The sequence below is a fragment of the Lysinibacillus sp. UBA6686 genome, assembly GCF_002455205.1.
Classification (GTDB): domain Bacteria; phylum Bacillota; class Bacilli; order Bacillales_A; family Planococcaceae; genus Lysinibacillus; species Lysinibacillus pakistanensis.
Window position 1 is genome coordinate 1 of the sequence record NZ_DKJS01000084.1, and the last position, 24,336, is coordinate 24,336.

Annotated in this window: 21 protein-coding genes and 1 tRNA gene; 5 read left to right on the forward strand and 17 right to left on the reverse strand. The window is 36.6% G+C overall.

Annotated features, from left to right (window positions below):
• Nucleotides 1–84 precede the first annotated feature (84 nt).
• Nucleotides 85–816: a hypothetical protein gene (locus tag B2R82_RS22730; RefSeq protein WP_286927232.1), complete on the reverse strand. Its 732-nt coding sequence runs from the start codon at nucleotides 814–816 to the stop codon at nucleotides 85–87.
• Nucleotides 809–2,155 (reverse strand): AAA family ATPase, encoded by a 1,347-nt coding sequence (locus B2R82_RS22735; protein ID WP_286927233.1) that lies wholly within the window; start codon nucleotides 2,153–2,155, stop codon nucleotides 809–811. Before B2R82_RS22735 ends, B2R82_RS22730 begins: the two co-directional genes overlap by 8 nt.
• Nucleotides 2,156–3,065: 910 nt before the next feature.
• Between B2R82_RS22735 and B2R82_RS22740 the strand changes: the two genes are divergently transcribed.
• From B2R82_RS22740 to B2R82_RS22750, 3 genes are all read left to right on the forward strand, one after another.
• Complete coding sequence (locus B2R82_RS22740) at nucleotides 3,066–4,814, forward strand: methyl-accepting chemotaxis protein (protein ID WP_286927234.1); 1,749 nt, start codon at nucleotides 3,066–3,068, stop codon at nucleotides 4,812–4,814.
• 140 nt (nucleotides 4,815–4,954) lie between these two features.
• Nucleotides 4,955–8,119 carry a non-ribosomal peptide synthetase gene (locus B2R82_RS22745; RefSeq protein ID WP_286927235.1) on the forward strand — a complete coding sequence of 1,055 codons (3,165 nt, stop codon included), beginning with the start codon at nucleotides 4,955–4,957 and terminating at the stop codon, nucleotides 8,117–8,119.
• Nucleotides 8,116–8,772: a 4'-phosphopantetheinyl transferase family protein gene (locus B2R82_RS22750; protein ID WP_286927236.1), complete on the forward strand. Its 657-nt coding sequence runs from the start codon at nucleotides 8,116–8,118 to the stop codon at nucleotides 8,770–8,772. Before B2R82_RS22745 ends, B2R82_RS22750 begins: the two co-directional genes overlap by 4 nt.
• Nucleotides 8,773–8,849: 77 nt before the next feature.
• Here B2R82_RS22750 and B2R82_RS22755 read toward each other — a convergent pair whose 3' ends face one another.
• The 6 genes from B2R82_RS22755 to groES all read right to left on the reverse strand — a co-directional run bounded on the left by B2R82_RS22755 (nucleotide 8,850) and on the right by groES (nucleotide 14,644).
• Entirely contained in the window at nucleotides 8,850–9,860 is a 1,011-nt protein-coding gene (locus tag B2R82_RS22755) for an ABC transporter substrate-binding protein (protein WP_286927237.1), read from the reverse strand.
• Between the two features lie 11 nt (nucleotides 9,861–9,871).
• Complete coding sequence (locus B2R82_RS22760; RefSeq protein WP_283869775.1) at nucleotides 9,872–10,633, reverse strand: ABC transporter ATP-binding protein; 762 nt, start codon at nucleotides 10,631–10,633, stop codon at nucleotides 9,872–9,874.
• A 4-nt stretch (nucleotides 10,634–10,637) separates the two neighbouring features.
• Nucleotides 10,638–11,717, reverse strand: coding sequence for a FecCD family ABC transporter permease (locus tag B2R82_RS22765; protein ID WP_286927238.1), 1,080 nt, complete (start codon nucleotides 11,715–11,717; stop codon nucleotides 10,638–10,640).
• Nucleotides 11,718–11,898: 181 nt separating this feature from the next.
• Complete coding sequence (locus B2R82_RS22770; RefSeq protein ID WP_286927239.1) at nucleotides 11,899–12,375, reverse strand: hypothetical protein; 477 nt, start codon at nucleotides 12,373–12,375, stop codon at nucleotides 11,899–11,901.
• Nucleotides 12,376–12,603: 228 nt separating this feature from the next.
• Nucleotides 12,604–14,235 (reverse strand): chaperonin GroEL, encoded by a 1,632-nt coding sequence (groL, locus tag B2R82_RS22775; RefSeq protein WP_286927240.1) that lies wholly within the window; start codon nucleotides 14,233–14,235, stop codon nucleotides 12,604–12,606.
• A gap of 124 nt (nucleotides 14,236–14,359) precedes the next feature.
• Nucleotides 14,360–14,644 carry a co-chaperone GroES gene (gene groES, locus B2R82_RS22780; RefSeq protein ID WP_054771925.1) on the reverse strand — a complete coding sequence of 95 codons (285 nt, stop codon included), beginning with the start codon at nucleotides 14,642–14,644 and terminating at the stop codon, nucleotides 14,360–14,362.
• Nucleotides 14,645–14,835: 191 nt separating this feature from the next.
• On the opposite strand from groES, the gene B2R82_RS22785 reads away from it, so the two are divergent.
• Nucleotides 14,836–15,582, forward strand: coding sequence for a CPBP family intramembrane glutamic endopeptidase (locus B2R82_RS22785; RefSeq protein ID WP_376781263.1), 747 nt, complete (start codon nucleotides 14,836–14,838; stop codon nucleotides 15,580–15,582).
• Between the two features lie 80 nt (nucleotides 15,583–15,662).
• Here B2R82_RS22785 and tatC read toward each other — a convergent pair whose 3' ends face one another.
• The 3 genes from tatC to B2R82_RS22800 all read right to left on the reverse strand — a co-directional run bounded on the left by tatC (nucleotide 15,663) and on the right by B2R82_RS22800 (nucleotide 17,487).
• Nucleotides 15,663–16,484 (reverse strand): twin-arginine translocase subunit TatC, encoded by an 822-nt coding sequence (gene tatC, locus B2R82_RS22790; RefSeq protein WP_286927242.1) that lies wholly within the window; start codon nucleotides 16,482–16,484, stop codon nucleotides 15,663–15,665.
• 16 nt (nucleotides 16,485–16,500) lie between these two features.
• On the reverse strand, nucleotides 16,501–16,686 hold the full coding sequence (locus B2R82_RS22795) for a twin-arginine translocase TatA/TatE family subunit (protein WP_286927243.1): 186 nt from the start codon (nucleotides 16,684–16,686) through the stop codon (nucleotides 16,501–16,503).
• A gap of 165 nt (nucleotides 16,687–16,851) precedes the next feature.
• A complete protein-coding gene (locus tag B2R82_RS22800) occupies nucleotides 16,852–17,487 on the reverse strand; it encodes a redox-sensing transcriptional repressor Rex (protein WP_283869784.1) in 636 nt (211 codons plus the stop codon).
• A gap of 245 nt (nucleotides 17,488–17,732) precedes the next feature.
• On the opposite strand from B2R82_RS22800, the gene B2R82_RS22805 reads away from it, so the two are divergent.
• Nucleotides 17,733–19,673, forward strand: a complete 1,941-nt coding sequence (locus tag B2R82_RS22805; protein WP_286927249.1) for an ABC-F family ATP-binding cassette domain-containing protein — start codon at nucleotides 17,733–17,735, stop codon at nucleotides 19,671–19,673.
• A 422-nt stretch (nucleotides 19,674–20,095) separates the two neighbouring features.
• On the opposite strand, the gene tsaD is transcribed toward B2R82_RS22805, so the two are convergent.
• The 6 genes from tsaD to B2R82_RS22835 all read right to left on the reverse strand — a co-directional run bounded on the left by tsaD (nucleotide 20,096) and on the right by B2R82_RS22835 (nucleotide 23,845).
• Nucleotides 20,096–21,112 (reverse strand): tRNA (adenosine(37)-N6)-threonylcarbamoyltransferase complex transferase subunit TsaD, encoded by a 1,017-nt coding sequence (gene tsaD, locus B2R82_RS22810; RefSeq protein ID WP_286927244.1) that lies wholly within the window; start codon nucleotides 21,110–21,112, stop codon nucleotides 20,096–20,098.
• Entirely contained in the window at nucleotides 21,112–21,564 is a 453-nt protein-coding gene (rimI, locus tag B2R82_RS22815) for a ribosomal protein S18-alanine N-acetyltransferase (RefSeq protein WP_286927245.1), read from the reverse strand. Before rimI ends, tsaD begins: the two co-directional genes overlap by 1 nt.
• Nucleotides 21,557–22,264: a tRNA (adenosine(37)-N6)-threonylcarbamoyltransferase complex dimerization subunit type 1 TsaB gene (gene tsaB / locus B2R82_RS22820; protein ID WP_286927246.1), complete on the reverse strand. Its 708-nt coding sequence runs from the start codon at nucleotides 22,262–22,264 to the stop codon at nucleotides 21,557–21,559. Before tsaB ends, rimI begins: the two co-directional genes overlap by 8 nt.
• Entirely contained in the window at nucleotides 22,261–22,710 is a 450-nt protein-coding gene (gene tsaE, locus B2R82_RS22825; RefSeq protein WP_286927247.1) for a tRNA (adenosine(37)-N6)-threonylcarbamoyltransferase complex ATPase subunit type 1 TsaE, read from the reverse strand. Before tsaE ends, tsaB begins: the two co-directional genes overlap by 4 nt.
• 323 nt (nucleotides 22,711–23,033) lie before the next feature.
• Nucleotides 23,034–23,243 (reverse strand): hypothetical protein, encoded by a 210-nt coding sequence (locus tag B2R82_RS22830; RefSeq protein ID WP_286927248.1) that lies wholly within the window; start codon nucleotides 23,241–23,243, stop codon nucleotides 23,034–23,036.
• A gap of 526 nt (nucleotides 23,244–23,769) precedes the next feature.
• Nucleotides 23,770–23,845: transfer RNA gene (locus B2R82_RS22835), tRNA-Asp, on the reverse strand.
• Between the last annotated feature and the right edge of the window lie 491 nt (nucleotides 23,846–24,336).

Here is a 24,336-nt window from a genome sequence, read left to right on the forward strand (position 1 = left end):
TTTTAATTTGTCACCTTGATTTCATTGACATAATAGTATTTCAACAACATGAAAAGTGCCCTCCTTGAACATTGGAGGGCACTTTTATTGTACATCAGATTTAATCATTTCAAATAACAACGGGACATTGGTTCCTCTTTGCAATGAATGACAGTCATCCATTAAAAATGCCCAGCTTTTTTTCATTTTTTCTCTATATGGGAGCTCTTGACTAACTGGTAGAAATTCGCTTAAATACTCCTCAATAGTACCAGTGAGATTTTCCATAAAATTATCCGCCTTATGCACTTTTTCTGTTGGAATTTCATTGCGCTCATTCCATAGTACATGTTCTAAGTTTGTAGAAAAATAAAATAATTGATAGGGTACTTTTAAACGGTTAATGCTGAAGTGGTCATTCGCCACTAAGATCCTAGCATTATTCGCTTTCATTTCATTACGTTGCTCAATTTGAACTTTGCGTTTATCCGAATTCACTAAGATTGCATCCTCCGTATAAAACAAATTTTGCTCGATATCCTCCTTCACCTTAACAAATTCTGGTGCAATAAAGCAGCCATCTGCATCTGTAATATGAACAATTGCCGTTAAATCCTTTGCTAGAAATTTATATTTATTTAAATAGCTCTGGATTACTTTAACAACACTATTTTTAATATTTGGGATACGCTTATTGGCATCCCATTTTGTCAAAATATCCTCACGCTGAACGTCAAAGCGAATCATCGAATTTGCAAAATATTCATCTAAATAATCCTCTAAGATAATCTGCTCTGTCTGTCCCTCAACAATAATGAGAAGAATTTTTTTAGTCATGCTGCACACCTGCTTTTCTAAATGCACGCTTCATTTTAAATGATTTTGTTTCCTTATAAACTTCCTCATCCTGACCACCAAGCTGGATAGCACGTAGGTAGACATCCCTAGCATTATTTACTTCCTTTATTCCTTTTAGCTGCATATAGCGGTGATCTTCATTTGTTGTTGTAAACCATAAATTTTTAATAGCTAGCACCTCTAACACACGTAAATTATGAGATGTAAAGATAAGTTGACCTTTTCCATCCTCATCTATCACTGTTAACAACTCACCTAACAAATATTCAAAAACACCAGAATCTAATTCATCAATAACGACACATGCATTAGGATTGTTGTATACCGCAATAAGCAAGCTAAGGACAGAAATAATTTTTAATATCCCCTCTGACTCCGTACGAAGCGGTAATTCACGTTTTCCCCGCTTGGATAAAAATTCAAAACGAACCCCTTTTGCCCCACTATCCATCATCTGTTTCGTAATAACATTAATTTTTATGGTCAGACCGGGGATAATTGCTGATAATACTTGATTACTTTGTTCGACAACCTCACATAACACATAGAAGGTCTCTTCTGGCAATACTGCTGGTCCCTTTAAATCATATGGTATTAAACCTCTAGTTCTCTCTAAATGGATACTAAAGGGCATGATTCGCTCCTCAAACAATGGTGCGATATTTTGATTATTTACAACATGAAAATCTTGAGTAAAATCAATCGCTATATTTTGAAGAAGCTCCATCTCCAGCTCCGAAAGCTGTTCTTGTAATAGGGGCTTTAAATCTTTATGGAAAATAAATGACATATATTGTCTTCTAGCTAATTGCTGTACAACTAGCAATTGAATACGTGCTTTTTCATTCAAATCAGTCAGTTTAGCATTACGTATCTGCACATCATCATCTGTAACAGCCATTAATATCTTCGTACGTTTACCCTTGNNACCCTTGTCATTTTCTCGGTACGTAAGTCGTTCATGTACTGTGTATAGTCGATACTCATCCTCTTGTAGCTCTACATAATAATTGACAAAAAATGTACCAAACTGATTTTCCACAAGAAACTCAAAATCTATGCTAGCCTTACCCTCTCCTGCCATCACTAAGCGTTTTTCTTGTACAGGTAATTTCACCTCTGCTATCCAACCTGAAATTAGTGCCTTCAATATACTGAAGGCATCGACAATCGTTGTTTTACCTGAACCATTCTGTCCATATAAGCCTACAACATTGGCCTGTAAAAATGACTCGAAATTTACTGCAATGGAAATCTCACCATGACGAACATTTCGTAAATTATGCAATATTATTTTCTTAATCTTGATAATTGCCATTATGCAAACACCCTTTTTTTCTTATTATAATGAAAATCAGTATATTTTATAACAATTTCAATTTTAAGCACACTCGTCTAAGAACTAGAGGAATTTTGAATATAGGCATAAAAATAAAGAAAGGTGTGTTTCATTGACATATGTTACTCCCGACGATTTTAATCAACAATTTTATTCTGGTATAAAAGAATTTGGGTACTCTCTCTATTAGCACTAATCAACGCAATAACAGATTTTTGAATCAGAAGGAAGAACTGATGAAATTAGGGGACAGTTCTCTATCCCCTCCTCAGCTACATCATAGCAAACAATACCATAATTTTCGGGGCTTACCAGGAATAGTGTCTGGCATTTTAAGGAACTCAGGATCAAATAAAAATGCTTTCTACTAGTTCGTTTTAAACTAATAGAAAGCGTTTTATAAAAATAGGCTATATGCTTCACCTATTTCTATCATAATAATATTTGTAATTTAAAAGACCCAATTTTAAAAATAAAAGATGTTTTTCACCTACAATTTAATTCCTAAAAACAACTTCATGAATGTCACTTCTTATAATTAAATATTTAAAAATTAATAAATTTTTATAAAAATATCAACACGAAACAGTTATTCTTGTACTATTATACCAGTTTTCAAAATTTTATTTTAAAGATCATAAGTCGAAATAGTAAGTTTTTTGGGTTGTGAATCATTTTTTTTGGCAGTATAGTTGTTTAATGTCAGGGGATGTTTGGATTATTTTCCATTCATAAATATTTTAATAAAAAGGTATACATATCTTCCACGAAAATTACATCAGGACTGCCAAATGTAATGTTCTCTACTATTTACTTTTGACCATCTCAGCTGTGAATGTCTATTTTTTTACTTAAAATATGTTTTGTATATAATTATAGGAGGAAGAACATGAAAAAAAGTAAGAAACAGAACATGTCCATCAGTAGAAAATTAACAACTATTGTAATAAGTATTTTACTACTATTCGGATTAGTCAATCTAGGTCTTTCCTATTATATAGTAAAGAATAGTAATTTAAAAGATATGAATCAATCTCTTTTCGATAAAGGAATGATCTTAGCAAAGTCAATAGACCTAAAAACATTGCAATCTGTTATCAAGGAGCCTAATGCTAGCAATCCAGATGTTCTTCGTTTAACAAAAGAAATGGACGATATAAACGATCATTCGGATATTATCACAAATCTATTCCTTATAACAGTTGACGGAAAAAATATAAACGCGCCAGTTCTATCTTCGAGCGTACTGGATTTTGGGGCAGAGTATAACCAAGATATGATAGCTATGGGCTTATCAGATGACTTTTTAGCAAGAATTAAAGAAGTCTTTGAAACAAAAGAAGCGACCGCTACGAGCATCTATTCAGATGAGTATGGTAGCTATAAAACAGGCCTTACACCAATTTTGGATGAAAACGGAACAATTTTAGCTGCATATGCAATTGACTATGATGTTTCAATGGTAACGGCTAAGGCGATGACAGAGGTATCATGGATTCTTTTAGTGACAATAATTTTCTTAATTGGTTCATCCATTGCTGTTTATACAGTTTTAAAAAGAAAATTAACACCGATTCAACATCTCTCCCTACAATCTAAAAAAGTGGCAGATGGTAATTTAGAGCTAGAGCCCTTACCTGTGATATCAACAGACGAAGTGGGCCTTCTTACAGAAAACTTTAATTCCATGATTGAAAATTTGAAAGCAGTTATTAAAAGCACTACAAATGTTTCAGCACGTGTTTCGAACACTGCCAATGTATTATCTACAAATATGCAAGAAGCAACAGATTCATACAATAGTGTGGCTTCATCGATGCAAGAGATTGCCGGAGGCGCTGATTTACAAGTCCAAAAAGCAAAAGAAAGCTCGATTACCATTGAGGAAATGAGCATAGGTATTCAACGAATTGCCTTGACTTCCAACCAAATATCAGAATCCTCCATTCAAGCATCTGAGGAAGCTGAAAAAGGAAATGACTCAACAAATAAATCTGTGGCCCAAATGAATGCGATTAGTAAAGCTGTGAATCAATCAGCAGCATCTGTAAAAATGCTTGGCGAACATTCAGGTAAGATTGAAGAAATCGTTGGTATTATTACCGGTATCGCCTCCCAAACAAATTTACTAGCTTTGAATGCAGCCATAGAAGCAGCACGAGCTGGCGAAGCTGGAAGTGGTTTTGCTGTTGTAGCTGACGAAGTACGCAAGCTTGCTGAGCAATCTGAGGCATCCGCTCGCGAAATCTCCACACTTATCTCACATATTCAGCATGATACAAATACATCTGTAAATGTGATGATGCGTGCTGTAGAGGAAGTGGATAATGGTTTAGTCATGATCAATGATTCTGAGAAGTCATTTAGTCATATTTTAACTTCAATCCACCATGTTACTGGACAAATACAGGAACTATCCGCAACAATAGAAGAAATGGCAGCCGGCATGGAGGAAGTAACCTCTGCTGTAAAGGATATGGAAGATTTCTCTGTGAGTTCAAGAGATAATACACGAGCAGTCGCTGAAACTTCCTCTTCTCAACTGAATACCGTACAAAGAGTTTCTGAAGAAGCACAAGTACTAACTGATTTGTCCAGCGAATTATTAAATGTTGTTAACACATTTATCGTGAAATAAAATGAAAAGAGTCTTTCTATAAGCAGAAGCAGGTTCTCAATATCCCGCAGATTTATGAAAATCTGCGGGAGTAATTACTAAAATCTATTTTTAATATTCTGCCTATTGATCCCCCTCTTTGATAATAGGAGTTGTTATGATTGAATAATTCACGAGATTTTAATATTTATTTATCACATCATCAAACACAACTATTTGAGCAGCAACTGCCAGTCTCTCAGTGTACAGAACTGTTAAATGAACAAGATTTGCTAGCATACCAAGCATTAAATCAAACTAAAGCCGATTACAATACAAATATCACAATACCTGAAGTCTTTTATCAGGTTGCACACCAGTTTGCTGATAAGATTGCACTATCCTTCGAACATGGTACGATGACCTATCGTCAACTAAATGAACAATCTAATCAAATTGCTCATATGTTAATAGACAAAGGCCTGCAAAAGGGCGATTTTGTAGCTATTATAATGGAGCGCAGTAAGGAAACAATTATTAGTCTTCTAGGTGTACTAAAAGCAGGCGGTGCCTATGTTCCTATTGATCCAAGCTATCCACGAGAACGTTGCCAATACCTTTTGAACGACACTAGCGCTCCATTTGTATTGACGAAAGATGAACATATAAACTTACTGAAACAACTCATACATAATGATGAACAACCTCGGATGGTGTTGACCGTCAATCAGAAGGATAGTTTTACAAAAGAAAATATCCACATCGATCTACATCCATCCGATTTAGCCTATATTATTTATACATCTGGATCCACAGGTAAACCAAAAGGTGTCATGCTCAAACATGAGGCTGTTATTAACTTAATAACAGATAATCAGAGAATTTACCAATCCACTAAAGATGACGTCTATTCTCAGTTTATCTCCTACAGTTTTGACCCTTCAGTCACAGAAACATTTACGGCTTTTTTTTCAGGTGCAAGACTACATATGCTCACAAGTATTGAACGTCTATCCATCGAAGCGTTTGCTAATATGATTGCACGGGAAAAGATTACTACCGCAACAGTACCAAATGCTTTCTTTACACAGCTTGCCACATATCTACCTATAGAATATCAAGAAAAATTATCGACTCTTAAATATTTATCAGTCGGCGGTGAAGCACTAATGCCTGCTGTTGTACAAAGATGGCAAGAGAAATTCGGTAAAAGTACTGAAATTGTTAATGTTTATGGGCCAACTGAATGCACAGTGCTATCCTCCTACTACAGGATAAAAGATACGATAACAGACAATCAGGGGAGTATGCCAATTGGCAGACCGATTGCCAACTATGAAATGTATATTGTTAATAGCAATAATCAGCTTTGTCCAATCAATGTCACAGGTGAATTATGTATTGCAGGCATTGGTTTAGCAGCAGGTTATTTACACCAGCCTGAAAAAACAGCCGAGGTTTTTGTTCCACATCTATTCAAAACCGAGGAATTGATGTATCGAACAGGCGATTTAGTTCGTTTATTGCCAAGTGGTATCATTGAATTTATTGGACGGAAAGATTCCCAAATTAAAGTTAGAGGATTTCGTATTGAGCTTGGGGAAATTGAAGCTGTATTGAGTAATTTCCCTAGCATACAAGAGGCAATCATTGTAGCGAAGAAAAAGGCTGATGGAAATAATAGTTTATTAGCCTATTATACTGTGTCAGGCGGCATACAAATAGAACAAATGACCATTAGAGAGTATTTATCAAATAATTTACCAGAATATATGGTTCCTGAGCGATTCTTTGAATTACCAGAAATGCCTCTGTCTCCAACAGGTAAAATTGACCGGAAGCTATTACTGGAGATAGAAGAAACGACATCTCTAAATAGCAAATATGTAGCCCCAGAAAATGATAGACAGAAATTGCTAGCTAAGGCATGGGAGTACGTTCTTGGTGTAAGACAAGTTGGCATTCATGATAACTTTTTCCACATCGGTGGACATTCGTTGAAAGTTTTAGAGATTCTTGTACAAGTGAAGAGGCATATTCCCTTCTTAAAAATACAGGACTTCTTCCAATATCAAACTATTGCAGAGCTTGATTATTACATTCGTAACTATCAGTCTGAGAATCACGAAAATCCTAAGATGATTTCTACTGCCCTATTAAAGGAATTAAAGGAGCCGAACTCCCTACCAGTTTCAAAACTAGTAAAACCATTGCCGATGAACACTGTTTTACTAACTGGCGCAACTGGCTTTTTAGGAACTCATGTATTATACGAGCTGCTAATGACAACAAATGTCCAGGTTTACTGTCTCATTAGACCTAATGCACGTATATCCCTTGAAGAAAAGCTTAATGATACTATGCAATTTTATTTCGGAGATAGTATCACTACACGTTTGAAAGATCGAGTGACAATGATACAAGGAAATTTAGGACATCAAAGGCTGGGTTTATCTAACAAAGATGAGAATGCCATTATTAATCAAATTGATGCAATTATTCATTGCGGAGCAGACGTAAGACATTTTGGTGCAGCGGAACAATTTAATGATGTTAACGTTGAGGGTACTAAATATTTGTTGGAACTAGCTAAACGTAAAAAAGGTATTCATTTCCATTATGTTTCAACAATGGGGATTCCAGAGGAGCTTGCCGCAAATAATTGGGGACCCAATGAAGCACAAGGTAATTTTAATTATGACTATCAGCTCAACAATGTTTATACGCAAAGTAAGCTAGAGGCTGAGAATCTTGTACGTCAGGCCTGCAAGCTTGATATTCCTATATCCATCTATCGTGTTGGGAATTTAACCTGTCATTCTGAAACTGGTAAATTCCAACGCAATATCGATGACAATGCTTTTTATCGTATGATTAAATCCATGCTTTATTTAGGTAAGACCCCTATTGCTCATTGGCACGTTGATTTTACGCCAATTAATTATGCAAGCCAAGCGCTAGTGGCTCTCGCAAGTCAGCCTACTTCAAACGGACATGTATTCCATTTATGTAACCCTGCTCCGCTACGTTATCTAGACTTTATTGACATGATTAAGGAGCTTGGCTATGAGCTTGAAACTATGACTGCTCAGGAATATACGAATTGGCTTTTATATAACGAGCATACAGAGGAAGCACAGGCGTTTTTATCATTAGCCATTGCACAGCTAGAAGGTGATGGAGCAAGTGATTCACCATTTATCTTTAATTGCGAAAAAACACAAGCATTTTTAGCACATACAGGAATTTCATGTGCAGTGCCCAATGCAGCCTTTATTCGCAAGATGATTCATTATGGCATAAAAATGGAGTACTTCCCTGAGCCAGAGTCTATAAAAATCATATGAAGATTCCCAAAGTATACTTATTTGCGTTACCTCTTGGCCAACAACTGGTACAAGCAGAATGGGATACGCTTTTCCATCCGCTATCACAGGCAGAGCAACATAGAATTTTACAATATAAGCATTGGCAGGACAGGCAGAGAGCCTTATTAGGAAGCACACTTATTCAATGGGCGCTTCAAAAAGTCCTCGACAATTACCCAATTCAAATGAAAAGAGATGCTAACGGACGTCCATATATAATAAATGATAATTGGAAAGGCGATATAAATCTATCACATTCGGGAAAGTGGATAGTCGTGGCACTAACTACAAAGGGTCGCGTCGGAATTGATGTAGAAGAAATAATACCTTTGAGTGAAGAGGTCATATTTTCTGCAATGACACAGGCTGAATTATCTATATTTAATTTAGAAGCCAATTCCAATCGATTACAAGCCTTTTACGAGCTATGGACATTAAAGGAGGCCATCTTTAAAACAGGTCTATTTTTGAATTCCTCGCCTCCTTTGATAGATACAAGTTCTATAAATAACAACCTTACTACTCGGTTAATCTATCTTGATAAGCAGCATCCCGTTTCTATTTGTTGGGATAGTATGCTTACACATTTATCAATCATAATATTAAATAGAAACCAATTACTGATTCATTAAAAATAGGAATAGCCGCTAGAAAATTTCTAGCGTGCTATTCCTTTAAAAATTGGGGATTAATCTTCTTGCCCCTTCACTTATTTAAATAAATCTGGATATATTTCTTTTGCTAAAGCTTCCATACCGTCAATTGTATTATAGCCATAGCCAAACATGTAATTATAATCTACAATATAAATTTGTTTATTTTGAATAGCCTTCATGCTTGAAAGTTTAGGATTGGCATAAATTTCCTCACGTACTTTTGTAAGATCTGATCCATCCCAGTTTGGTAGAATTAAAACATCTGGATTTGTAGCAATTAAAGTCTCGATGCTAATATCACCTGTTTCTTCCTTAAAGATATTATCTAGTTTAATCATATTAAATGCATCGTTAAAGAATGATTCACCATGTGCTGACCATACGAAAAGATCTTTTGGATCATTCGTATGCAAATAAGCAAATGTTTTGTGCTCTTTAATGCTCTCTAAATTAGTAGAGATAGTCTTTTGTCTATCTTTTAATTCCTTAATAAAGCTAGCCGCTTTGTCTTGAACATTAAAAATTTCCCCAACATTCTCTATATCTTTGTAGATTGATTCATAGGTTCCTCCTGTTATAGAAGATTCTAAAACATATGTTTTAACGCCCATATCATTAAGAGAATCTACAGTACCTACACCCCATTCAGCATTATCAAATAATCCACCCCGTCCAAAAACTAAATCTGGATCGGTTCCTAATGTAACCTCTTTGCCAACATATCCATCGCTTAAAATATTTAACTTTTCATATTCTTTCTCCACAGATGTATCAGGTGCACCAAAGTTTGCACCAACTCCAACAATTTTGTCCCCTAAGCCTAAGTGTAATAATAGTTCTGCTGCTGGGCGTGTGTTAGCCATAATTCTTTCAGGTGCTTTATCGAATTTTTGTACTTTCTTTTCCCAAGTTGATCCACCTTCAGCCTTTGTATAGTTTTCTATGGTTAGTGGATAATGCTCCTTCGCTCCTGATTCCTCAGATGTACTTTTTACTGTGCCACTGCAAGCTGTTAACAGTAACATAGCTGCTAAGCTCATTCCAATTAATAATCTCTTCTTCATTTATACTCCTCCTAAAATCCATATGCAAAGCTTAATCCATTCGTCACCGGATTAGTAAATGTTTGGCACTTTATTTGATATAAAGCTTCTATTGTATCAGGTGTTAAAACTTCCTCTGGTGTGCCATGCGCATAAATTTCGCCATCTTTCACTGCGTAAAGATAATCACAATAATGTGCTGCCATCTCTAAATCATGAAGAGCTGCAAGAACGCCTATATTTAATTCCTTCACACAGGATAAAATTTCAATTTGATAGCGGATATCTAAATGATTGGTCGGTTCATCTAATATCATAAATTTAGGTTGCTGTGCAATCGTTCTTGCTAAAATAACCCTTTGCTTTTCCCCACCTGATAATGATAGATAACTGCGATCCTTATAATCTTGCAAATTTGTACGTTTCAGCGCTTCCTCAACAATTCCATAATCATGCTTCGTGTCTGACTCTAACATTTTCTTATGCGGAGTTCTGCCTAATAGCACCATCTGATGCACAGTTAAATCAAAATGCATTTCATTAAATTGCCCTACTACACCTAAGTGCTGGGAAATCTTTTTCTCTGGACTTTTTAAAACATCTAAATCATCTAAAAAGACCATTCCCTTTTGTGGTGAAATGCTTTTATAGATACTTTTCAGTAAAGTTGACTTTCCGCATCCATTTGGTCCGATTAAGCCCACAAATTGTTGCTTTTTTACATGAATAGAAACGTTTTTAACAATTTCTTTTTTGCCTATCTTGACTTCCATTTCCTTAGCAATTAATTCCATTGTTCTACCCTCCGAAGTTGTAACCTTTTTTTACAATCATGTAGATAAATAATGGTGATCCAATGACAGAGGTAATAATTCCTATAGGTAATTCAACATTTTGAATTAAGGTTCTAGATAAAATATCTGCCCAGATCATAAATAATCCACCTAACAGTAACGTCCCCAACATTAAGCGTTTATGATCTGCACCAAAAATACCCCTTGTAATATGAGGAATAATTAAACCAACGAAGCCAATCATTCCCGCATAGGCAACCATAGTTCCTGCTATTAAAGAAGTAAGAATCATATATAACTTTCGATAAATACTTAAATTGATTCCTAATGTAATAGCTGATTCGTCACCTAATAGCATTGTATTTAATATGCGGTGTTGGAAAAGAAATAACGCTGCCCCTATTACAACAACAACTGCTAAGATTGGTGTCTTGTCCCAGCTAGCAGTGGCTAGACTCCCCATGGACCAAAATGTAACAGCTTTAATGGCATCCGTATTTTTAGCAAAAAATATCATAAGGCTTGAGAATGAGCTACATAACGCCCCTATCACAACTCCTGATAATACGAGTTTAATGGAGGTTGCTTTACCACCAATACTTGATAAAAGAAGAACAGCCATCGATGTCAACATTGCCCCTGCAAAAGCACCAAAAGCTACACCAAACTGAGCTAGGAACGCACTACCACCAAAGCCAATTAGAATGGCGAAGGTTGCACCCAATGTGGCACCAGAGGAAATACCCAGAATATATGGATCAGCAAGTGGATTTTGTACAATCGCCTGCATTACTACTCCACATAAGGCAAGCCCAATACCAATCAATAAGGCAAATACCACGCGAGGCATTCTTACCTGCAAAATAATATTTAAATATGATTGATTTTGAATATGATCAAGTGACCCTAACTTTCCATTGGTAATCGTATGTAAAAGGATATCCATAGATTGCCTGAATGGAATACTAACCTGCCCTATTGATACAGATAACACGGCAGATAATAAAATTGCACCAATGATAAGTAAGATCGTGACATAATACATGTTACCTATGCCTATTCTCTTAGCATCCTGTTTATCCAAGATTTCACCTCTATTTATAACATTTCTCTTTAATGATAACGATTATCATTATCAATATGTATTGTAAGTGATAATCTATCGAAAAACAACAGGAAAATTAATTTAATAGCTTTCTCTATTTTCAATCAGCACAAAAAAAGCCTATTCTCAAATTAGAAACTTGAGAGCAGACCCTTGATTTTTAAATTTTTATATCTACCGTTGAGCTAGAATTATCCTGACTTGTTGTTTCGCTTATTTCTTCAGATATACCTGACTGTTGCTTATTTTGACTCTCCTCATCCTCAGACAATTGTTTGTACTCCTTGGGATCCTCTTTAGGTATACGCATCGTCAGCGCTTTCCCATATAATGCTGGGTCATGCTTGATTAAAAATTGATGATCCTTCGTTGGAACTTTATCTCCGGAGGAAATACGTCTTGCAATTTCTAAACATGTTGTATAAATATTTAATGCGTCTTCCTCTGCCTTCACTCGCTCTTTAGCAGCCTCAGTTTCTCTCTTTAGTTGCTCTGCTATCTTTTTTTGCCTTTCTAGTTCTTGCTCCCTCTTTTGCTTCTGCATCAATTGTTTTTCCTCTTCAATTGCTTGTGTTGCTGACTTTGTTAGTTTATGATCAGTGACTGGCTGATGATATTGGTTATATTCAATGCGCATCTATTTTCCTCCTTTCAATATTAAAAGAGCTTCTTACTTTAATATTCGGTAAAAACCATATCAAATGAACTACAAATTTAGACATTTTGCCAGTTAGTTTTTGAAATGAAAAAAAGGCTTCTCAAAAGTTTACACAACTAATGAGAAGCCTCTATTAAAATCCATTATATTATCAAAATGTTAGCATTTCGCCTTTTATTTACCCTTATTAAGGGCTAAAGCGAGTGATTACATCATGCCAGGCATACCCATACCGCCCATATCAGGCATTCCTGGAGCTGCTGGTTCTGGAATATCTGCTACAACTGCTTCTGTTGTTAAGAATAGTGCTGCTACAGATGCTGCGTTTTGTAGAGCTGAGCGAGTTACTTTCGCTGGGTCTACTACGCCCGCTTCAATCATATTCACCCATTCACCTGTTGCTGCGTTGAAGCCTACACCGATTTCTTCACGTTTTAGACGATCCACGATAATTGAGCCTTCAAGTCCAGCATTGTTTGCAATTTGGCGAACAGGCTCTTCTAATGCACGTAAAACGATTTTCACACCTGTTGCTACATCGCCCTCTTCTGTATCTGCCACCTTTTCAACCGCTGAGTACACGTTAAGAAGTGCAGTACCACCACCTGATACGATACCTTCTTCAACAGCTGCACGAGTTGAGTTCAGTGCATCTTCAATACGAAGTTTACGTTCTTTTAACTCAGTTTCTGTTGCAGCACCAACTTTGATGACTGCTACACCACCTGCTAATTTTGCAAGGCGTTCTTGTAATTTTTCTTTATCGAATTCTGAAGTTGTTTCAGCAAGCTGAGCACGGATTTGACCAATACGGCCTTCAATTGCATCTGCACCGCCAACGCCTTCTACGATTGTTGTGTTGTCTTTTGTTACAACCACTTTTGCAGCGCGACCAAGTGATGTAATATCAGCAGATTTAAGGTCTAAGCCTAATTCTTCTGTAATCACTTGACCACCTGTTAGGATGGCGATATCTTCTAACATCGCTTTACGACGGTCACCAAATCCAGGTGCCTTAACAGCTACAGCATTGAATGTTCCGCGAAGTTTGTTTACTACAAGTGTTGCAAGAGCTTCCCCTTCAACATCTTCAGCAATGATTAAAAGTGGACGACCTTGTTGTACCACTTGTTCTAATAATGGCAATACTTCTTGAATGTTTGTAATTTTTTTATCTGTAATTAAAATGTATGGGTTATCAAGAACCGCTTCCATTTTATCTGTATCAGTTACCATGTAGTGTGAAGCATAGCCACGGTCAAATTGCATACCTTCTACAACATCAAGCTCTGTTGTGAAGCCTTTAGATTCTTCGATTGTAATAACACCATCGTTACCAACGCGCTCCATTGCCTCAGCAATAAGTTGTCCAACTTCATCATCAGCAGCAGAGATGGCAGCTACCTGTGCAATTTCATCTTTATTGCTTACAGGGCGAGAAATAGCGTGTAATTCTGTTAGTGCAGCAGCAACTGCTTTATCAATCCCTTTACGAATACCAACAGGGTTTGCACCAGCCGTCACGTTTTTCAAGCCTTCACGAATAATTGCTTGTGCCAAAACTGTCGCAGTAGTCGTACCATCACCTGCGATTTCATTTGTTTTAGAAGCAACTTCTGCTACTAATTTTGCACCCATGTTTTCGTATGGGTTTTCTAGTTCAATTTCTTTTGCAATTGTAACACCGTCATTAGTAATAAGCGGTGAACCGAATTTTTTTTCTAAAACCACATTGCGCCCTTTTGGCCCTAATGTAATTTTAACTGCGTTTGCTAATTTATCTACACCTTGTAACATTAATGAACGAGCTTCTTCTGAGAATTTAATATCTTTTGCCATTTGAATTTACCCTCCTGAAATGGAATATTCGTTAAGCTTCATCAATATATTTATATCAATTTCACCATACTGTTATTGTCATATGTGACAATCATTATAGGCATTGCTTTATTAAAGCATTGAATTATTCAATAATTGCAAGAATATCGCTTTCGCGTAAGATTAGGTATTCATTACCCTCATACTTAACCTCTGTACCAGCGTATTTTGAGAAAATAATGCGGTCGTCAACTTTAACGTCAAGCTCTACACGTTGTCCGTTTTCTAACACACGACCTGTCCCAACTGCTACAACTTTACCCTCTTGCGGCTTTTCTTTTGCAGAGTCTGGCAGTACAATACCGAATGCAGATTTTTCTTCTACCTCGATTAGTTCAATTACAATACGATCTCCTAGTGGTCTTAACAAGTGAAACAACCTCCTATTAATTAAATGTTTGTTGAGAGTTTATTAGCACTCTATCCAGTTGAGTGCTAACACAATTATTATGATAATCAATCACACTTTTTTTTGCAAGTCAGAACTTCGAAAAATTTTGTTTTCTTTCCAAATTCCTCTACAATAGAAAGGTAGCATAATGAATGGAAAGGATTTTGACTGTGACTAATTCTCAAAAAGTAAATAAACATAAAAAAACAGCCCTATATGTTTTATTGATTTATATCCTCATGCAAATATCAGGCAAATGGCTGATAGAACCGTTTCACAAGCTTGTTATGAGTACTACTGGTTTAGCTAGTGCACAAGCCGCTCCACTTACACAAGGCTGGTATATTGCACTAAGCTTCGCCATAGCATTAATCCTTAGCTTATTCCTAACCTCCCGCGATAAAACGTTTTGGGATATTTATCAGGGAAAGAAAGAAACGATACCACTATCAATTATGTGGGGAATTATTGGTTTCTTCTTAGTTTTCATCGGCCAAATGATTGGCGCAGCTATTGAAATGGCTGTATTTGGTATCCAAGGTGGTTCGCAAAACACGGCTGATATTGTCGCTATTGCTAAAGGTGCTCCTATTGCGATATTGGCAATTGTCGTATTTGGACCAATACTAGAAGAGTTCGTCTTCCGCCGTGTTATTTTTGGATCGCTTGTCCAAACAACAAATTTCTGGATAGCAGCAATAGTTAGTGCCATTTTCTTTGCTCTTATTCATAGGGACTTTTCACATATCTTGCTTTATACAATTTGTGGATTAATTTTTGCCTTCTTATACCATAAGACAAAACGCATTTGGACGTCCATTATCGCCCACGTCATGCTGAATGGTTTTGTGACACTTGTACAAGTGTATGCAGAACAGTTACAAAAGTTGCTCGATGAACTACAAAAAATGCAATAAAAAATCAGTGGGAGCTTTTTTCCCACTGATTTTTCCTTTACAATAAAAAGCTCAATACACATGCATCGAGCTTCTATTATTTATTGATTTAATTCTTCAATCTGTCGTCGCTGCTGTTCAAGTGCCTCTTCAACCTGCCGTTTTTGCTCAGCTTCCTGCTCCTCTTTCAATCGCATTTCCTCTGATTTCAAATATTTTTTATAGCCAATACGCGAAATCATAATACTAATTTCATAAAGAACAAACAAAGGTACTGAAACCATTAAATGTGAAGCCAGCTCAGGTGGAGCGATTATGGCAGCACATACAAACAAACCAAAATAGGAATACTTTCTAAAACGAACTAGTATTTCAGGTGATAGCATTCCGATACGTGAAAAGAATAGGACTACTACCGGTAATTGGAAAAGGAAACCAAATGGTATTGTAAGTCTAAATAAAAATGAAAAATACTCCTTTATGCCAATTGTCGGCAGTACCTCTAATTCATTCGATAAACTCATCATAAATTTTAGGACATAAGGAAAGAAGTAAAAGAAAGAAAAGGACAACCCTGCTAAAAACAATAAAAACGAATACGGAATATACTTTAAGGTTGCTTTTCGTTCTATGTCCCTTAGTCCTGGACTTATAAATGCCCACAATTGGTACATCAATATCGGCGAAGAAACAATAAATGATATTAAAAAAATAACTTGGATATAAATTGAAAGTGGTGTCACTACATCAAATGAATGGAGCTCTATATTATAGGATTCCCCAGTAATTTGAAGATATTTAACAATTGGCTTTGCAACAAAAAAGCCAGCAATCATAGCAAGAACAAAGAAAACGGCAACAATGAAAAGCCGCTTTCTTAATTCTTCTATATGTTCAATAACAGTTAGATCTTTTGGATTCATTCCTCAACATCCTAACTTACTTATCTAGTTCTTTCTTTTTCTTATCATCATCTTCATCGTCGGCTAAACCTTTAGTAGCATTTTTGAATTCACGTAGTGTTGAACCAAATGCTTTACCAAGCTCTGGTAATTTCTTAGGGCCAAAAATTAGTAACGCGACAACTCCGATAATAATGAGGCTCATTGGACCTATTGGACTCATTTCAGCCACCTCCTCTTTATATCCATCATTTTAACGCATATTTCGCCATTTTGCTAACTAATTATATGTGAAAGTTTTTCGTCACTCTTATAGATTACTTCTTATTTTATTTCATATTTCTATTTGACAGAAACTGTGAACTATACTTGGAATTATGTATTATTTTCACTCTTCCTGATTACGAATTAAATAAATAAGTGCCTGTAATTCGACAGACAAATCTATTGTTAAGAGTTGCATTTTATCTGGGACAGTAATGCGCTCTGGGGTAAAATTTAAGATTCCCTTAGCATTCATGGCTGCTAGACGATCAGCCATCTTTTGTGCTGAGCGTGGTGAAACTGTTAAAATGGCTAGCTCTGCGCCATATTCTGCATATTTTTCCTCCAATAGATCAGGGTGAAAAACGGGGATATTACTAATCATTTTGCCATCCTTTGGAGCTTTAGAATCGAATGCTACAACGATATGTGTATTATGGTTCTTTTGAAAATTATATTTTAATAGAGCACTACCTAAATTCCCTACACCGATTAACGCTACTTTTGTCGTTTCATGTTGATCTAGCGTCTGACTAAAAAATTTTAATAAATGTTGAACATCATAGCCATATCCTTTTTTCCCAAGTGCACCAAAATAAGAAAAATCACGGCGAATGGTTGCTGAATCTATTTTCATCGCCTCACTTAGCTCCTTCGATGAAATTCGTTCCATGCCTTCGTGCGCAAAGTTTTGGATAAAACGATAGTAAAGAGGAAGTCTTTTAGTAGTGGCTTGTGGAATTTTTAATTCTTGTTTCAAACTTTTTCCTCCTTGTATGTATCAAAATTCGCCTAAACATATTTTAAATGATACATGCTTATTGAACTACTTACAAAGTTTATTATTTCTAATTGGAGAATTTCCCTTTAGTTAATGGCGCCATTTACGCCACTAACTAAAAGGAAATCGTTTCAATCTTACATGACAGCTCGGAATAAGTAAAGCATCGACATTGCAAGCACATCGTTCATCCATTACACTAAGGAAGAATTGAGGTGTCAAGAATGATTGTTTTACAGGTCAATCAACTATATAAATCCTTCCTTGCAGATGAAATATTAAGTGGTGTTAAGTTAGAAGTTCAACATCGTGATCGCGTTGCATTAGTGGGACGAAATGGCGCAGGTAAGTCTACTCTACTAAAAATAATTGCTGGTCAAATGTCATATGATGCGGGCGATATTATTATTCCTAAGGGCATACAAATCGGCTATTTAGAGCAGCACGCTGGATTAAACTCAACCTTGTCGATTTGGGATGAAATGCTAACCATTTTTGAACCGCTTTTAGCACAAGAAAAGACCCTTCGCTCACTAGAACAACGAATGGCTGATCCAGCGGTTTATGAAGATTCTATTTTATATGCCAAAATAATGTCTGAGTACGATCAATTACAGCATAATTTTAAGGATGCAGGTGGCTATCAATATGAATCTGATATCCGTTCAGTGCTTCATGGCATGCAGTTTTATCCTGAGGATTACGAAAAATCCATTCGCTCATTATCAGGGGGACAACGAACTCGTTTAGCACTTGCTAAGCTTCTCTTAAGTAAACCAGATCTTTTAATACTAGATGAGCCTACAAACCATTTAGATATCGAAACGCTATCCTGGCTGGAATCTTATTTAAAAAGTTATGAAGGCGCAATTCTTATTGTTTCCCACGATCGCTATTTCTTAGATCAGGTCGTATCGATTGTCTATGAAGTTTCACGCCATCGGGTATCAAAATATACAGGTAATTATAGTGCTTATTTGGATGAAAAAGCGAAAAATTATGAGCGTGATATGAAAATGTTTGAACGCCAGCAAGATGAAAAAGCCAAGCTTGAGGAATTTATTCAGAAAAATATTGCACGTGCTTCTACCACAAAGATGGCACAAAGTCGCCGTAAGATGTTAGAACGAACAGAATGGATGGAATCTCCTGATGGCGATGAAAAATCGGCAAGCTTTGGTTTTACAATCGATCGTCAAAGTGGAAATGATGTATTATCTGTGGATGATTTAACAATAGGTTATAATGCTAAAAAAATATCAAGTGGCATTCATTTGCGTACCTATAGAGAAGATCGAATTGCGCTTGTCGGGCCAAACGGCGTAGGTAAATCCACTCTATTAAAAACTATTGTAAAAGATTTATCTCCACTCTCTGGAGAAATTCGTTATGGAACAAATGTTCAAATTGGTTACTATGATCAGGAGCAGGCAAAGCTCACAAGCAATAAAAGTGTTTTAAAAGAGCTTTGGGATGAATGGCCATTAATGAATGAAAAGGATATTCGGACCGTTCTAGGCCGCTTCCTATTTAGTGGTGAGGATGTAGATAAAGCTGTATCCTCTTTATCTGGCGGTGAAAAGGCTAGGCTTGCTCTTGCTAAATTAATGATGCAAAAGGCAAATTTCTTAATTTTAGATGAGCCTACTAACCACCTAGACTTAGATAGCAAAGAGGTCTTAGAAAATGCGTTGATTGATTATCCTGGAACATTATTATTTGTATCACATGACAGATATTTTATTAATCGAATCGCTACGAAAGTAGTTGAACTATCTGGTGACGGTTCCTTCGAGTACTTAGGTGACTATGATTACTATCTTGAAAAGAAACAGGAACTATTAGAACTCGCGCAAATGAAGGCTACTACATCTCAGGATCAAACAGATGTAACAGAAAAAGTCTCAACCTCTAAAATTGATAAAGAGGCAAAAAAACGAGAACGTCAAATAAGGCGTACAATTGAGGAACTGGAAGATAAAATGCAAAAGGTAATTGCAGAAATAACCCATTTAGAAGCTGAACTTTGTGATCCAGAAATTTTCACAAACCATGAGAAAATCTTACAGCTTCAAGAGGAATTATCCACCGCTAAAGAACAACATGAGCTATTTGAGTTAGAATGGCTCGAACTTAATGAAGAACTTGAAAATATCATTGTCTAGTTAGATGTAAAGCCGTGTGCCTGACACATGGCTTTTTTCTTTATCTCCGCTTATATTTCATATATATTGGTCAAGTGCTATTTTTCGACAAAAACTGCCCACAGCTTTATGCACACAAAGAATCTAGTAATACCAACATATCAACAGACTTTTCCACATTATCCACAGATTCAAATTATTTTACTCACAGTTTTATGTGAAAAACATGCTACTATATATAGAATAACCACAAGTTATGCACAGGTTATCAACATTTTGTGCATAAGTACGGATGTTCGTTGTTTCTATTCCCTCACAACCTGTGGATAATTATCTGAAAAATTTGTCAATTCATCAATGCTCACCATGTAATATTTCTACATTTTTTTCACATATCAAAAAAAGGTATCATAGAATTTAATCTATGACACCTCTTTCTTCTATTACCCCCAGGATTTCAACTCCATTCCAGGGCGACCATTCATCGTTAAATCTCCCCGTATACCTGCTTTAAACATTGGTGTTGCTGCTGCCCCTATCATCGCAGCATTATCTGTACATAGCTTTAATGGAGGAACAAAAAATGGAATGCCCTCTTCAGCAAAAACCTTCTCAAGCGATGTACGCAAGCCCTTATTAGCTGCCACACCTCCTGCCGCAATGACTTGTTTCACTTTATATTCACGTGCGGCACGTAGTGTTTTTGCTGTTAATACCTCAACCACACTCTCCTGAAAGCCTTTAGCAACAGCAGTAGGAGATATTTTTTCACCGCGTTGATCCATATTATGTTTGTAATTAATTACTGCCGATTTCAAGCCGCTAAAGCTAAAATCATACGAATCTTCTTCTAGCCAAACTCTTGGAAAGGATACTGCCTCACAATCCTCCTGTGCAAGCTTGTCAATACGTGGCCCTCCAGGATATGGCAGGTTTAGAACACGTGCAACCTTATCGTAAGCTTCACCTGCTGCATCGTCTCGCGTTTCACCTATGACATCAAAAGAGCCATGTTCCTTCATATACACAAGCTCGGTATGGCCTCCCGATACAACGAGTGCTAAAAGTGGGAATTCCATTGGCTGGACAAGTGCATTTGCATAAATATGACCTGCTATATGATGAACACCAATAATCGGTAAATTGTTAGCAAAGGCAAAGGCCTTTGCAGCATTAATTCCTATTAACAATGCACCTACTAGACCTGGTCCCTCTGTTACAGCAACTGCATCTAAATCACTTGGATTTATATTTGCTTGTGCTAGGGCTTCTTCAATGACCACCGTAATTTGTTCAACATGATGGCGGGACGCAATTTCAGGTACAACCCCACCAAATCGTTTATGACTTTCTATTTGAGATGCAACAACATTCGAAACAATCTCACAGCCATTTCGAATAATTGCTGCTGCTGTTTCATCACAGCTCGACTCTATTGCTAAAATTATTTGATTATCCATTATAAATTCACCCACATAACAAGGGCATCCTCCCCATTATCTGTATAATAGCCTTTTCGTAATCCACCATCTTGGAAATCTAACTTTCGGTAAAGATTTTGAGCAACGGTATTCGTTACTCTCACCTCTAAGCTCATGATTTCCATCTCATTCTGTTGCGCAATTCGCATAGCCTCTCGCATTAATCCTTCACCAATCCCACGGCCACGTGCTGACTCTATAACAGCAACATTCGTAATTTGTGCAGCGTCTACTACCATCCACATACCGCAAAAACCAATTATGTGATCCTCTTCATCTATAGCTAACACATAATGTGCGTATTGATTTTCATGTACTTCATAGTAAAAAGAATCTAGCGTCCATGGCGTTGGGAATGTAGCAAGCTCGATTGCATATACAGCCGGAACATCGTCAGAAACCATTTTACGGTACGTTATATTACTACTCATCCCTTTTCTCCTTCTGCTCCTTTAGCCAGTTTGCCTCTGCCTCTGCAATACGTTTGTATTGTGGGACAAAATGATGAACTGCCTCCACACAAGGTAGCTCTAAGGCTGACGCTAATCGAATTGTTTCACTTGCTCGAGGCAAATCATAACTAAAAGGTGCACGACGGGCATCATCACCTAGTACTTCTACGATCCTAGACCAAAAAACAGCTACATCGGCTCCAACAAACAAAATAGGTTCCTCCAGAGTTTTTAAACGTGCTAATAAGCCATCAATATGATCATGATAGTCATCCAAAATAGTGTCTAATTCTGAACCCCTATAAACTCCCGTATATACATTATTTCTTCGCGCATCAAAAATTGGGCAGATAAATCCTTCATATAAAGCGGCATTTGCAGCTAATGCTTTCAAGCTTGATATCCCAATTAGAGGCTTTTGCAGTGTCCATGCTAGTGTTTTGGCCAGTGTTACACCAATTCGTACCCCTGTATAGGAACCTGGCCCCTCAGATACCGCAATTGCATCTAACTCGCTTGGCTTTATGTTGGCTCGTGCAAGTACATCCTCAATAGCAGGCATCGCTCCTGCTGAATGTGTTAATTTTATATTTTGTACAATCTCTGCAATCACTTGCCCATCCCTTACAACAGCAATAGACAGCGGTGCATTCGCTGTTTCAATCCCTAACCAAATCATTTTATTAGCTCCTCACATAATGCCTCATATCGCTTTCCACGAGGTGTTAACGCAAATCGTCGTTGATTTTCCCCGATTCGGTAAATCTCTATTCCTAAACGCTCCTGCGGTAAATCTTGTTCAATTAGATGTGCCCACTCTACAACTGATACAGCATCTCCGTAAAATAGCTCATCCCATCCAAGATCTTCGTCACTTTCAGCTAATCGATAAACATCTAAATGATTGAATGGTAAACGTCCTTCATATTGCTTCACAATCGTAAATGTTGGGCTATTTACCGTCCTCTTTACACCTAGCCCTTTCGCTAAGGCTTTTGTAAATGTCGTCTTCCCGGCACCCAAATCTCCCTCCAACGTTATCGTATCCCGGGCTTCTAGTAAGTTGGCAAGTTTCAATGCAAAGCTTTCAGTATCATCCAGTGAGTTCATTATTATTTCATACATCATGTCTTTTTCCTTTCCAAGCTACATTATCTCTAGTTTACCGAAACAAGCGTAAATGTTCAAAGCATCCAATGATTCTTCAAAAATTAATTTAAGTACACAGAGAAAGATCAATTATGCCTCAGCATAATTGCGTCCTGAATCGGCTTTGTACTTAGGCCTGATTGATGCAGGTCAGTTAGCCGTTATCGCATGGAACCGATGATTTTAGGCAACATCCTTTACTAATTCCTTTTCAATTCCGTGACATCCGCTGGAGGCTTTAGGCCAACAGATGTTTTTTCGTGCGAAAGCGTAGTGTTAACGCAGCAACATGATGTTGGTCACTCAGTCGTATGTTGTTGTTGCTGTCGCTTCGCTTTCGCACAGTTAAAACCGTATTGCCGTCGCTTCGCCACAGGACATGGGGTTCTTAGACTGAGTCCCTCTATTTCAGCGGGTGTATGGACATCCACTGAATAGTAACTTAAATTATCATTCATCTCACCACTTATAGAGGTGGAAGATTTCTGTCCGCAATGCTTTCGATACAAAAAACATTTGCTGAAAGAAGTTAAAAACACGTCTCCTTTATGGAAGAAGCATTTATGTTCATAAATTAAGTATTCTATTTGCCCTATGGTAAAACGAAACAAGTTATACGGCAAGTCTACTCATAATCTACGACAGTCATTCTATTAAGTATAAGTTGATTTCTATCTAGCAAAAATACTAATCAATCATGCATTTGTACACTTCAATTTAGCAATCCCCCCTTAAAATAAAGATTTCCTTATGTATTCGACAAAATAAAAAGCTAGTATAGCCCAATAAAATTTAGGAAAAGAAATTACCTTCATTTTGCCACATTCACAAAAATCTCCTTGATTCAAAACAATGATCAAGCTCTATTTTACTGGAGGCGTGTAAATCAACAAGAACTTACACATGTAGGAAATATTCTTCTATCTATTTAACGGGCTATATTTACCATAAATTTCATATTGACATTTAATACTCAAATAAAAAAAGCTCTTATGATTAATAAAATCATAAGAGCTGCAAATTTAACATTTAAAATGGCGGTCCCGACCGGGATCGAACCGGCGATCTCCTGCGTGACAGGCAGGCATGTTAACCGCTACACCACGGGACCTTTCTAAGACATTAATAAATATATCATAGAGAAACTATACATGCAATCTTTTTTATCACTTTAGTTGTAATAGATTACGAAATAATAACTGGTTGCAAGTTTAAAATCAGCTTATCATCATCATTTAAAATATTTTCCATTGTTTTATATTTTTTCTGGTCGACAAATTAAAGCCAGAAAGTATGTCCATTAAACCATTTAAATCTCTAAAAGAAACAATCCTTTATTGAACTGCTCTTAAATTTAAATGCATAGAAGAAGCCAATTTTACTCAAAGTATTTCTAATATAAAAATTAATAGTAATAAAATTATCCATATCTATTATGAGTAAGACAGAACTATAAATTAGCTATGAAAGATCAACTCCATCACCACCAGTATAACTCTCGCTCGAAATTTTTTTAAACACGTTATTATCATCCTGCAACCATAATAAAAAAGCCAAGGAATTAATCCTTAGCTTTTTAAATGCCTAGCGACGTCCTACTCT